The sequence below is a fragment of the Saccharothrix sp. NPDC042600 genome (assembly GCF_040647305.1).
In the GTDB taxonomy this organism is placed as follows: domain Bacteria; phylum Actinomycetota; class Actinomycetes; order Mycobacteriales; family Pseudonocardiaceae; genus Actinosynnema; species Actinosynnema mutabilis.
This window is the reverse complement of sequence record NZ_JBEZBW010000071.1, coordinates 31,815-43,541: the sequence shown is the minus strand read 5'-3', so window position 1 is coordinate 43,541 and position 11,727 is coordinate 31,815. Positions and strand designations below refer to the sequence as shown.

Genomic DNA, 11,727 nt, shown 5'->3' with positions numbered 1-11,727 from the left:
GTTTGGCGGCCCGGTTCGGCGGCCCGGTTCGGCGGCCCGGTTCGGCGGCCCGGTTCGGCGGCCCGGTTCGGCGGCCCGGTTCGGCGGCCCGGCTCGGCCCTCCCGGCCCCGCCCTGCCGTCGTCGGCGCGCTGTCCGCCGCCCTGCCCACCCCGTCGCGGCGTGGCTTGGCGTGGCGTGCTCGCGGGAGTGTCGGGGGTGGTCGTTAGCCTGCGGGCGTGGTCAAGAACGGGCGTGCGGTGAAAGCTTCCTACCGGTGTGCCGAGTGCGGGCACGAGGTGGCGAAGTGGGTGGGGCGGTGTCCCGAGTGCCAGGCCTGGGGGACCGTCGAGGAGCGTGGCGTGAGCCGGTCCGCGCTCGCCCGCGTCGTGGCCGGCGCGCCCAGCGCGCCCGCGCGGCCGATCGGGGAGGTGGACATCGAGTCCGCCCGCGCCCGCAAGACCGGGGTGGCCGAGCTGGACCGCGTGCTCGGCGGCGGGCTGGTGCCCGGCGCGGTCGTGCTGCTGGCGGGGGAGCCCGGGGTGGGCAAGTCCACGCTGCTGCTGGAGGTCGCCTACCAGTGGGCCGTGAAGGGCGCGGTGCCCTCGCTCTACATCACCGGTGAGGAGTCGGCCGGGCAGGTCCGGTTGCGGGCCGAGCGCACCGGCAACATCCACCCCCAGATGTACCTCGCCGCCGAGAGCGACCTGAGCGCCGTGCTCGGGCAGGTCGAGGCGGTCAACCCCGGCGTGCTGATCGTCGACTCCGTCCAGACCATGTCCTCCCCCGAGGTGGACGGCACGCCCGGCGGCGTCACCCAGGTCCGCGCCGTCACGGCGGGCCTGGTGGCGCTGGCCAAGGAACGCGGCCTGCCGATCGTGCTGGTCGGGCACGTCACCAAGGACGGCTCGGTCGCGGGCCCCCGCGTCCTGGAGCACCTGGTGGACGTGGTCCTGCAGTTCGAGGGCGACCGGCACTCCAGCCTGCGCCTGGTCCGCGGCATCAAGAACCGGTTCGGCGCGGCCGACGAGGTGGGCTGCTTCGAGCTGCGCGACGACGGCATCGTGGGCGTCCCCGACCCGTCCGGCCTGTTCCTCAACCGCCGCGACCAGGACGTCACCGGCACCGCCGTCACCGTCGTCGTGGAGGGCAAGCGCCCGATGCTGGGCGAGGTCCAGGCCCTGGTCACGCCGACGAACCTGCCGTCCCCGCGCCGCGCGGTCAGCGGGCTGGACTCGGCCCGCGTCGCCATGGCCCTCGCCGTGCTGGAGAAGCGCGGCCGGATGGCCCTGCACAACAAGGACGTCTTCACCGCGACCGTCGGCGGCATGAAGCTGGTCGAACCCGCCGTGGACCTCGCGGTGGCGCTGGCCGTCGCCTCCGCGGCCACCGACCAGCCCCTGCCGCACGACCTGGTCGTGGTCGGCGAGGTCGGCCTGTCCGGCGAGCTGCGCCGGGTCAACGGCGTCGGCCGCCGCCTCACCGAGGCCGCCCGCCTCGGCTACACCAAGGCCCTGGTCCCGCCGGACGCGGGCCCCCTGCCCGGCGAGACCCGGGCGCTGGTCGCCCACGACCTGTTCGAAGCCCTCCAACTGCTCAAGCTCAAGAAATGACGAACGCCCCCGGACCGAGCGGCCGGGGGCGTTCGGCGGAAGGCGCCTACGGCAGGGCCGCCAGCAGCTGGGCGCAGCGGATCAGGCCCAGGTGGCTGTAGGCCTGCGGGTGGTTGCCCAGGGAGCGCTCCGCGATCGGGTCGTACTCCTCGGGCAGCAGGCCGGTGGGGCCGGCCGCGTCGACCATCTGCGCGAACAGCTCCTCGGCCTCCGTGCGCCGCCCGGTGAGCAGGTAGGCCTCGATCATCCACGCCGCGCACAGGTGGAAGCCGCCCTCGTCGCCGGGCAGGCCGTCGTCGCGCCGGTACCGGTAGACCGTGGAACCGGACCGCAGCTCCGCCTCGATGGCGGTGACGGTGGCCTGGAAGCGGTCGTCGGTCGGGTCGATCAGGCCGGTCAGGCCGACGTGCAGGGACGCCGCGTCGAGGTCGTCGCCGTCGTAGGCCGTGGTGAACGACTGGGCCTCGTCGCTCCACCCGTGCTTGAGCACGTCGTTGGCGATGGTGTCGCGCAGCACCGGCCAGGACGGGTCGATCTCGCGCCCGTAGGTCTCGCCCAGCGACACCGCGCGGTCCAGGGTCACCCAGCACATGACCTTGGAGTACACGTGGTGGCGGGGCGCGTGGCGCTCTTCCCAGATGCCGTGGTCGGGCTCGTGCCAGCGGCGGGCGACGGCCTCGGCCATCGCCTGCACCATCTTCCAGTCCTGGTCGGTCAGCGAGCCGCGCGCGGCGGCCAGCTGCACGACCAGGTCCACGACCGGGCCGAACACGTCGAGCTGGACCTGCTGGTTGGCCAGGTTGCCCACGCGCACGGGCCGGGAGCCCGCGTAGCCGGGCAGGGTGTCGATGACCGCCTCGGCGCCCAGCATGGTGCCCTGCAGCGTGTAGAGCGGGTGCAGGCGCTCGGGGCCGGGCAGCGTGGCCAGCACGCCGTGCACCCAGCCCAGGAACGCCTCCGCCTCGCCCAGCGACCCCAGCGACACCAGGGCCTGCGCGGTCAGCGCGGCGTCGCGCAGCCAGCAGTACCGGTAGTCCCAGTTGCGGATGCCGCCCAGCTCCTCGGGCAGCGACGTGGTCGCGGCGGCCATGATCGCGCCGGTGTCGTGGTGCACCAGGCCCTTGAGGGTCAGCGCGGAGCGCAGCACCAGGTCCGTCTCGACCGGCGGCAGCTTGAGCGTGGCCGCCCAGTCCGACCAGAACGACCCGGCCCGCGCCCGCCGCTCCGCCTCGCCCAGCGTGGCCTCGGACAGGTCGTCCGTGCCGCACCGCAGCTCCAGCAGCACCGGCGCGCCCTCGCGGGGCCGCACGACGGCCGTGGCCGTCTCCTGGATGCCGTCGGAGGTGATCTGCCAGTCCACGCCCGGCGAGCGCAGCACCATCGGGTCGGACGTGCCGACCACGCGCAGGCCGTCGCGCTCGCGCAGCAGCCGCACCGGCACCTGCCCGAACTCCGGGCGCGGCGCGAAGGTGATCACCGCGTTGGTCGAGCCGGAGATGCGCCGCACCAGGTCGGTGCGGTGCGAGGCCAGGTCGTGGTCGAGGTAGTCGGTGACCAGCAGCCGCGACCAGCGGGTCTCCACGATCATCGTGCCCGGCACGTACCGCTGGCCCAGGGGCAGCGACCCGTGCTCCGGCTTGATCGAGAAGTGGCCCGCCGCCGGGCCGCCGAGCAGGTCGGCGAACACCGCCGCCGAGTCCGGCTCCGGGTGGCACAGCCAGTTCAGCCGGGCGTCGGGGGTGAGCAGGGCGACCGACCGCTCGTTGGCGAGCATGGTCAACCGCTCGATCGGCACGGCCTGGTCGCCGTGCAGCCAGTTCTTGCGCTCCTCGAACAGGAACGCCAGCACCGTGGCGACGTCAACGGTGTCGTCGATGCGGTACTCGGCCAGCGACTCGCCGTCGCCGACCTTGATGCCGACGTCGGGCCCGGACAGCCGGGCGAACGCCTTCTCGTCGGTGACGTCGTCGCCCACGAAGATCGACGCGGTCGCGGACACCCGGTGCCGCAGCACGTCCAGGGCGTGGCCCTTGTCGGTCTGCACGACGGCCAGCTCGATCACGGCCTTGCCCTCCGTGACCTGCACGCCGTCCCACGTGCTCGGGCCGCCGCGCACGGCGTCGAGCACCCGGTCCCCGACGGCCTGCTCGGCGCGCCGGACGTGCACCGCGATGCTCGCGGGCTTGACCTCCAGGCTGACGCCCTCGTGGCCGTCCACAATCGTTTCAAGCGCGGTTTCCAGGCGCCGGTGCAGGGCTTTCGCGTCGGCGTCCAGGGCGTGGACGAAGCCCACGTCGAACTCCGACCCGTGCGAGCCCACGAGGTGCACCTCGGACGGGAGGCGCGACAGCGTGGCGAGGTCGCGCAGCGCCCGTCCGGAGATCACCGCCGTCGTGGTCTCGTGCAGACCGGCCAGGGAGCGCAGCGCGCCCACCGATTCGGTCAGCGGGCGGGCGTCCTCGGGGTTGGCCACGATCGGAGCCAGTGTCCCGTCGTAGTCGCAGGCGACCAGCAGGCGCGGTGTGCGGGCCAGCTGCACGATCGCACGGCGAAGATCGGCGGGGAGGGCTTCGGCGGTCAACGCCCCTCCTCAAGACTCGGTGGGACAGGTCGGTTGCAGGGTCTGAACTGATTCAGATAGGCTGAACTGATTCAGATTGCGCTCTGCGTACCCAAGGCGTCAAGGAACGAGCGAGCCCAGCGGTCGACGTCGTGCGTGAGGACTTGGCGGCGCAGCGCGCGCATCCTACGGCGACCCTCCGCCGGATCCAGCGTTAGGGCCGCTTCCAGAGCGTTCTTCACACCGTCGAGGTCGTGCGGGTTCACCAGGAAAGCGCTGGTCAGCTCGGCGGCGGCCCCGGCGAACTCGGACAGCACGAGCGCGCCGCCCAGGTCGTAGCGGCAGGCCACGTACTCCTTGCAGACCAGATTCATGCCGTCTCGGACGGGCGTCACGACCATGACGTCCGCGGCGGTCATGAAAGCGGTCAATTCCCGCCGATCTACGGATTGGTGCAAATAGTGGACGACCGTGTGGCCCACGGTGGAGAACTCGCCGTTGATCCGGCCCACCGCCTGCTCGATCTCGCTGCGCATCTGCTTGTAGTGCTCGACCCGCTCCCGGCTGGGGGTGGCGAGCTGGATCATGGTGACGTCGCGCGGGTCCACCCGGCCGTCGGCGAGCAGCTCGTGCAGCGCGCGCAGCCGCACGTCGATGCCCTTGGTGTAGTCCAGCCGGTCCACGCCGAGCAGGATCTTCTTCGGCCGGCCCAGGTCCTCGCGGATCTGCTTCGCGTGCGCCTGGACCTCCTTGCTGCGCGCCAGCGCGTCCAGTCCCGCCGAGTCGATGGAGATGGGGAACGCGCCGACCCGCACCGTGCGGTCGCCGACCTGCACGACACCCGGCCGGGTGCGCACGCCGACCGCGCCGCGGCTGGGCTCCAGGCCGACCAGGCGGCGGGCCAGCCACAGGAAGTTCTGCGCGCCGCCGGGCCGGTGGAAGCCGACCAGGTCCGCGCCGAGCAGGCCGCGGATGATCTCGGTGCGCCACGGGAGCTGCATGAACAGCTCCACCGGCGGGAACGGGATGTGCAGGAAGAACCCGATCCGCAGGTCCGGGCGCAGCTCGCGCAGCATCGCCGGGACGAGCTGGAGCTGGTAGTCCTGCACCCACACGGTGGCGCCCTGCGCGGCCACCTTCGCCGTCACGTCGGCGAACCGCTGGTTCACCCGGACGTAGGCGTTCCACCACCGCCGGTGGAACGCCGGCGGCGCCACGACGTCGTGGTAGAGCGGCCAGAGGGTGCCGTTGGAGAAGCCTTCGTAGTAGTCGCGGACCTCGGCGGAGCTGAGCGCGACCGGGTGCAGTTGGAGGCCGTCCTCCTCGAACGCCTCGACCTCGGCGTCCGCGACGCCGGGCCAGCCGACCCACGCGCCGCTGTGCGAGCGCAGGAACGGCTCCAGGGCGCTGACCAGGCCACCGGGGCTGTGCTTCCAGCGCTGGGTGCCGTCCTCCAGGCGCTCCAGGTCCACCGGCAAGCGGTTAGCCACGACCAGGAAATCCGCGCCGTTCTCGCCAATGCCCACCTTGGTAACGCCTCCTGTGTCGAACCGCCGCGTGTTGTCGCGACATCCACGGTTGGTGCGCCCGCCACCGAGGGTAGTGGCTGGGGTGGTTCCGGAATGCCCGGCAGCGGTCTCCGTCACACGGTGTTCACGGAGGTAGGAGCAACGTCACCCCCGAGTGGGTGGTCACTCGACCCGGCGCTTGGCGGGACGCAGTGGGCCGGACAACCGGGGCCCGGCGAGCTTCCGCTCCAGCCGGCTCAGGCCCGTGCGCACCGGCCGGCCCAGGAACTCGCCCAGCACCACCCCGCTGGCCAGCGCCAACGCCGTGCCGGCGGCCAGCACGAGGGTGGACAGGCCGTCCGCGTCGGCCTCGACGGTCAGCTGGTAAAGACCGCGGTAGGTGGTCCAGCCCGGCAGCAGCGGCACCATGCCCGCCACCGCCACGACCAGTGGCGGCGTCCGCAGCCGGCGCGAGACCACCGCGCCGCCGAACCCGACCACCGTCGCGGCGACCGCCGAGCAGGTGATCACGTTCGTGCCGGTGAGCACGAGCAGCCCGTACGTGCCGGTGCCGACGGCGCCGGCCGCCGCGGCGATCGGCAGCGCCTGCAGCGGCGCGTAGGCGGCGAGCGCGAAGAACGCCGAGGTGACCGCGCCCGCGGCGAACTGGACCGGCACGTCGGAGATCAACGGTGGCAACGGGTCGGCGATGGACGTCCGGACCCCGAACTGCACGGCGGCGCGCAGCGTGAGGGCGATGCCGGTGATCAGGCCCGCGGTGAGCAGCGCGATCTCCATCAGGCGGCCCGCGGCGGTGACGTTGTACCCGGTGATCGCGTCCTGCACCGCGCCGACCAGCGACAACCCGGACAACAGCACCACGATGCCGGTGGCGACCAGCAGCGACGGCCGAACCTCCGGCAACGCGTCCGTCGCGTACATGACCGCGGCCGCCGCGGTGGCCAGCGCCCCGCCGACGACCTGTTGGAAGAAAAACGGCAGCGCGCGCCGGTTGAGCAGCCGCCCGACCCGGTCGATCACGGCCGTGACCAGCGCGGCGGCGAGGGCGAGCAGCGGCCCGCCACCCACCAGGAACGCGACCGCGCCCGCCATGCCCGCCCAGGCCAGCGTCGCGACCCAGCGCGGGTAGGGGTGCGGCTGCTTGGTGATCCGGTCCAGCTCGGCGTAGGCGTCGGCGGCCCTGATGCCCCCGTCCGTGATCCGCCGGATGAGGTTCTCCAGGGCAGCCAGGCGGGTGTAGTCCAGGCCCCGGCTGCGGACGACGCGCAGCGACGTGACCGGGGCGGCCTCGGTGCCGCGGTGGCAGGAGACGGTGATCGAGGTGAACGTCACGTCCACCTCGGTGCGCGGCAGCCCGTAGGCGTCGGCGACGGCCATGACGGTCGCGGTGGCGTCGGCGGCCCCCGCACCGCTGGCCAACTGCACCTCGCCGACTCTCAGGGCGAGGTCGAGCACCAGGTGGACGGTCGAGTCGTCCGGCAACGCCGGCCCCTCGACGGGTTGCCACAGGTCGGGCACGGTCCTGGGGTCGCGGTACCGCTTGCGCCGCAGCCTCACTGGGGGTGGTCCTCCTCGCGGATCACGGTTTAGCCACGCCCGACGGTGTCACATCCGCCGCTGTGTGATGCGCCACCCCCGGGCGGGGTCCCCGGTGCGGGTGAGTCGATCACGCAGCGTCCAGCTCTGTTGATGCCGCTGGCCAGCGGTTTTGGGTGTTCCCTGGGCCACTCGGACGGGCTGCGGACCTCCGGACGGACCAACGCCGGGACACCCTGAGCAGACCGTTCGCCGCAGGTAGCACCTGGTGCGGGCGCTTACGATGTCCCCGGCGCATCCGCCGCGCCGGTGTAGCTCAATTGGCAGAGCACTCGCCTTGTAAGCGAAAGGTTAGGGGTTCAAGTCCCCTCACCGGCTCAGTGTTCGATGGCCGCGACTTCGTCGCGGCGGGCTCGGCCGCCGGGAAGTCGGCTCGTCGCGCCGCGTTTCGCTCCGATCGGAAAGCGTGATCGGAGCGAAAGGCGACGCGACAAGCCGACGCGGCCTCGCGGGTCGGGGCGGCGGCCCTCACCTCGGGATCCGGATGGTGAACGTGGTCGAGCCCGGGTGGCTGTCCACGGTGATCGTCCCGCCGTGCGCCGCGACCAGGGAGTGCACGACCGCCAAGCCCAGGCCGCTGCCGCCGCTGCCCCGCGTCCGCGAGTCGTCCACGCGGTAGAACCGGTCGAAGATCCGGGCCTGGTCCTCCGCCGGGATGCCCGGACCCGAGTCCGCCACCCGGATCACCGCGAACCGGCCCTCCACGCCCACCGACACCGACACCGCCGTGCCCGCCGGCGTGTGGGTGGCCGCGTTGGTCAGCAGGTTGTCCACGACCTGGCGCAGGCGCATCGGGTCGAAGCGCAGCGGCAGGGACTCCGGCGCGGTCACGGTCAGCGGGTGGTCCGGGCGGGCGGCTTCGAAGGCGTCGGCGGAGTCGCGGACCAACCGCGCCAGGTCGTCGTCCTCCGGGCGGACCGGGGTTTCGGCCTCCGCCGAGTCCAGGCGGGCCAGCAGGAGCAGGTCGTCGAGGAGGACGCTCATCCGCGCCGCCTCCGAGCGCAGCTTCTCCAGGTGGGCCTCGCGCTCCTCCGGCGCGTTCGCCGCCGCGTAGCGGAACAGGTCCGCGTACCCCCGGATCGACGTCAGCGGCGTCCGCAGCTCGTGCGACGCGTCCGCCACGAACCGGCGCAGGCGCTGCTCGGCGGCCGTCCGGGCGGCCAGGGACGTGTCGATGTGCTCCAGCATCGTGTTGAACGCCGTCCGCAGCTCCTCGACCTCGACGCCCCCGTTGCCGCCCGCCGCCCGCACCGGCAGCCGGGCCGAGTCGGTCAGGTCGTGGGACGTGATGGCGCGCGCGGTCTTCGCCATGTCGCTCAACGGCTGCAGTCCCCGGCGCAGGACCGCCCGCCCGGCCACCACCAGCGCGACCAGCGCCAACAGGAACGTCGCCACCTCGACCAGCACCAACTGCCGGACGGTCGTGGTGATGTCGTTCATCGGCGCGGCGCTGACCAGCACCTGGCCGTTGCCCAGCGGGCAGCCGCGCAGGCGGTACGTGCCGTGGCCCTTGAGGTACTCGGTGCGGAACACCGGCTCGGACCCCGTCGTCGCCGCCGCGACCTCCGCCAGCTCGGTCGGGTCGGCCGGCAGCTCCGGGCTGGGCTGCACCGACGGCGGCTCCAGCGTCGCCCGACCGCCCTCGACCCGGTACACCGCCGCGAACCAGCCGTAGACGTTCTTGGTCAGCTTGCCCGTCCGATGGATCTCCTTCTCCAGGTCCTGCTGCGACCGCCCCACCTGCTCGTCCAGCTTCGCCGCCAGGTAGGCCTCCATGCGGCCCGCCATCACCGTGCCGACCACGGCGAACACGACCAGGGCCAGCACGCCCAGCCCGAGCGCCAGCCGCGTGCCCAGCGCCAGCCGCCGGTACCCCGTGAACCGCATCAGTCGGGCGCCTTGCGCAGCACGTACCCGACGCCGCGCACGGTGTGGATCAGCGGCTCGCGGCCTGCGTCCAGCTTGCGCCGCAGGTGCGAGATGACCAGCTCGACCACGTTGGACCGGCCGCCGAAGTCGTACTCCCACACGTGGTCGAGGATCTGCGCCTTGGTCAGCACGGCCGGCGACCGGCGCATCAGGTACCGCAGGAGCTCGTACTCGGTCGGGGTGAGCGTCACCAGCTTCGCGCCCCGCCGCACCTCGCGGGTGTCCTCGTCCAGCGCCAGGTCCGCCACCTTCAGCACCGACCGCTTCCACTGCGGCCCGGTGCTGCGCCGCAGCACGGCCCGCAGCCGCGCCATCAGCTCCTCCACCGAGAACGGCTTCACCAGGTAGTCGTCGCCGCCCCGGGTCAGGCCCGCGACGCGGTCCGCCGTGCCGTCCCGCGCGGTCAGGAACACCACCGGGACCATCGCGCCGGACGCCCGCAGCCGGTCCAGCACGGTGAACCCGTCCAGGTCGGGCAGCATCAGGTCGAGCACCACGATGTCGGGGTGGAAGTCGGCGGCCGTCGTCAGCGCGGCCTCGCCGCTGCCCGCCGTGGCCGCCTGCCACCCCTCGTAGCGCGCGACGGTCGCGACCAGGTCGGCGATGTGCGGCTCGTCGTCCACGACGAGCAGTCGAACCGCGTTGCCCTTGTCCACGTGCTCATGGTGCGCCACCCCCGCGCGGCGGGCGAACCCCCGCGCGGATCGACAGGGAGCCGACAGGTCGGCGACAGGACCGGCACAGCTCCCGCCCGCAGGCTCGATGAGGTCAGCCCGTCGAACAGGAGTGCCGATCGTGACGACCGTCCAGCTCCCGGCGCCGGCCGTGCGCCCCAAAGCGGTGCGCCCGAAGGCCGTGGCCCGCACCGGCCTGTACGCCGTGCTGGCCGCCAACGTGGCCGTGGTCGCCGCGTTGTTCGCCTCCTCCGGCGCGTCGGCCAACGCGCTGGTCCTCCTCGGCCGCCTGACCGGCCTCTACGGCGCGCTGCTCATGGCGTTCCAGCTCGTGCTGGTGGCCCGCCTGCCGTGGCTGGACCGCCGCCTGGGCATGGACCGGCTCACCTCGTGGCACCGCTGGGTCGGGTTCACGCTGCTGTGGCTGCTCGTCGCGCACGCCGTGTTCATCACCCTCGGGTACGCGCAACTCGCGTCCCTGCCGCCGGTGGACGAGTTCGTGTCGCTGGCCACCACCGTGGACGGCGTGCTGCGGGCCGTCGTGGCGCTGCTGGTGATCATGGCGGTGGGCGGGGTGTCGGCGCGCTGGGCGCGGCGGCGCATGGCGTACGAGACCTGGCACTTCATCCACCTCTACACCTACATCGCGGTCGTGCTGGCGTTCTCGCACCAGATCGGCACCGGAACGACCTTCACCGCCTCGCCCGCCGCCACCGCCTACTGGTGGGGCCTGTGGGGCTGCGCGCTCGGCTCGGTCGTCGTCGGACGGCTCGTGCTGCCGCTGTGGCGCAACGTCCGGCACCGGCTGCGCGTCGCGGCCGTGGTCCCCGAGTCGCACGACGTGGTGTCGATCTACATCACCGGCCGCCACCTGGACCGGCTGCCCGCCCGGGCGGGCCAGTTCTTCCTGTGGCGCTTCCTCACCCGCGACCGCTGGTGGCAGGCCAACCCGTTCTCGCTGTCCGCCGCGCCGGACGGCAAGTACCTGCGGCTGACCGCCAAGGCCTTGGGGCCGGGCAGCGCTTCCCTGCGAGCTGTCCGACCCGGGACGCGGGTGTTCGCCGAAGGACCGTACGGGGCGTTCACCACGCTGCACCGGACGCGCCCGAACACCCTGCTGGTCGCGGGCGGGGTCGGGATCACGCCGATCCGGGCGCTGCTGGAGGAGCTGCGCGGGCACGTCGTCGTGATCTACCGGGTCAGCCGGCCGCAGGACGCCGTGCTGCTGCACGAGGTGCGCGGCCTGGCGCAGGCGCGGGGCGCGGTGCTGCACGTCGTGACCGGCCCGTCCGACCGCGCGCCCCTGGGCCCGCACGCCCTCGCGCACGCGGTGCCCGACATCCGCGACCGGGACGTGTTCGTCTGCGGCCCGCCCGGCATGACCGGGGCGGTGCTGCGGGGCCTGCGCGACCTGGGCGTGCCGAAACCGCAGGTCCACGCCGAGCGCTTCAGCCTGGCGAGTTGAGGGGAGTCGAGTCGTGAAGAGAGCCGTTCCGGTCCTGGTGCTGACCGCCGCCGGTCTGGTCCCGCTGTGGCGTTACGAGGCGGCCCCGGAGACCGTCGCCGTCGAGGAGGCCGCCCCGCCGCGCGGTCAGACCGTGTCCGGGTCGCTGGTGCGGACGAGCCACGGTGACGTGCAGGTGCAGGTCACCTTCGAAGGCGACCGGATCACCGCCGTGAAGATGCTCAAGCAGCCGAGCAGCGCGCCGACCCGGCAGGCGGTGCCCGTGCTGATCGAGGAGACCCTGTCCGCGCAGAGCGCCGAGGTGGACACCGTGTCGGGGGCGACGACGACCAGCGAGGCGTACGTGCGGTCGTTGCAGGCCGCGATCGACGCGAAGGACTGAG

9 protein-coding genes and 1 tRNA gene are annotated in these 11,727 nt (G+C 73.1%); 5 read left to right on the top strand and 5 right to left on the bottom strand.

Annotated features, from left to right (window positions below; genetic code table 11):
• On the top strand, nucleotides 1–208 hold a 208-nt coding region (locus AB0A74_RS30880; protein ID WP_358254962.1), incomplete at its 5' end, for a hypothetical protein.
• Nucleotides 209–217: 9 nt separating this feature from the next.
• Nucleotides 218–1,591, top strand: coding sequence for a DNA repair protein RadA (gene radA / locus AB0A74_RS30875; RefSeq protein ID WP_358254960.1), 1,374 nt, complete (start codon nucleotides 218–220; stop codon nucleotides 1,589–1,591).
• A 46-nt stretch (nucleotides 1,592–1,637) separates the two neighbouring features.
• Here the strand turns inward: radA and otsB are convergent, their stop codons facing one another.
• The 3 genes from otsB to AB0A74_RS30860 all read right to left on the bottom strand — a co-directional run bounded on the left by otsB (nucleotide 1,638) and on the right by AB0A74_RS30860 (nucleotide 7,237).
• The gene (gene otsB / locus AB0A74_RS30870; protein WP_358254958.1) at nucleotides 1,638–4,172 is read right to left on the bottom strand and encodes a trehalose-phosphatase; all 2,535 of its coding nucleotides are present in this window, start codon (nucleotides 4,170–4,172) and stop codon (nucleotides 1,638–1,640) included.
• A gap of 71 nt (nucleotides 4,173–4,243) precedes the next feature.
• Nucleotides 4,244–5,677 carry a trehalose-6-phosphate synthase gene (locus tag AB0A74_RS30865; protein WP_358254956.1) on the bottom strand — a complete coding sequence of 478 codons (1,434 nt, stop codon included), beginning with the start codon at nucleotides 5,675–5,677 and terminating at the stop codon, nucleotides 4,244–4,246.
• Between the two features lie 165 nt (nucleotides 5,678–5,842).
• Entirely contained in the window at nucleotides 5,843–7,237 is a 1,395-nt protein-coding gene (locus tag AB0A74_RS30860) for a threonine/serine exporter family protein (protein ID WP_358254954.1), read from the bottom strand.
• A gap of 284 nt (nucleotides 7,238–7,521) precedes the next feature.
• On the opposite strand from AB0A74_RS30860, the gene AB0A74_RS30855 reads away from it, so the two are divergent.
• Nucleotides 7,522–7,594 (top strand) — tRNA-Thr (locus AB0A74_RS30855).
• A gap of 150 nt (nucleotides 7,595–7,744) precedes the next feature.
• Here AB0A74_RS30855 and AB0A74_RS30850 read toward each other — a convergent pair.
• A complete protein-coding gene (locus AB0A74_RS30850; RefSeq protein ID WP_358254952.1) occupies nucleotides 7,745–9,163 on the bottom strand; it encodes a HAMP domain-containing sensor histidine kinase in 1,419 nt (472 codons plus the stop codon).
• Nucleotides 9,163–9,861: a response regulator transcription factor gene (locus tag AB0A74_RS30845; protein WP_358254950.1), complete on the bottom strand. Its 699-nt coding sequence runs from the start codon at nucleotides 9,859–9,861 to the stop codon at nucleotides 9,163–9,165. The genes AB0A74_RS30850 and AB0A74_RS30845 overlap by 1 nt, the downstream gene beginning before the upstream one ends.
• Before the next feature lie 139 nt (nucleotides 9,862–10,000).
• Here AB0A74_RS30845 and AB0A74_RS30840 point away from each other — a divergent pair, with 139 nt between their 5' ends.
• Both AB0A74_RS30840 and AB0A74_RS30835 read left to right on the top strand, forming a co-directional pair.
• Nucleotides 10,001–11,344, top strand: coding sequence for a ferredoxin reductase family protein (locus AB0A74_RS30840; RefSeq protein ID WP_358254948.1), 1,344 nt, complete (start codon nucleotides 10,001–10,003; stop codon nucleotides 11,342–11,344).
• Nucleotides 11,345–11,357: 13 nt separating this feature from the next.
• Nucleotides 11,358–11,726 (top strand): FMN-binding protein, encoded by a 369-nt coding sequence (locus AB0A74_RS30835; protein ID WP_358254946.1) that lies wholly within the window; start codon nucleotides 11,358–11,360, stop codon nucleotides 11,724–11,726.
• Nucleotide 11,727: the final 1 nt, after the last annotated feature.

Coding starts and splice junctions, on each gene's coding strand:
- AB0A74_RS30850 (WP_358254952.1), bottom strand. CDS start 9,163: ATGCGGTTCACGGGGTACCGGCGGCTGGCGCTGGGCACGCGGCTGGCG.